The following is a 274-nucleotide window of genomic DNA, read 5'->3' as shown; positions in this document are numbered from 1 at the left end:
CGATACGGCCGAGGCGCTCATCACGTTCCCCTACGCCGTCGACGACGCATTGCTCACGCTCGAACGTGACAGCGTCGAAGCGCGCGCGCTGCTTTCGGCCGGCGCCGACTGGCTGAGCCTCACGCGCGTCGCGCCGACGCAATGGAAGGCGCGCATCAAGGTCCGTCCCGAGTTCGCGCCGAACATGACGTTCTCGGTGCTCTACGTGCACGACGGCGAATACGTGTTCCAGAACGCGGGCATCGTGGTCGCCAAGCCGTCGATCGACCTCGCG

At 66.8% G+C, this 274-nt stretch carries 1 protein-coding gene; it reads left to right on the top strand.

Annotated features, from left to right (window positions below):
* The coding region (locus tag SB751_RS30265) for a hypothetical protein (RefSeq protein WP_410749055.1) at positions 1–274 on the top strand (274 nt) is incomplete at both ends.

The sequence above is a fragment of the Cupriavidus sp. SIMBA_020 genome, assembly GCF_046535395.1.
GTDB lineage: Bacteria > Pseudomonadota > Gammaproteobacteria > Burkholderiales > Burkholderiaceae > Cupriavidus > Cupriavidus campinensis.
This window is presented reverse-complemented; position numbering and strand designations above follow the sequence as displayed.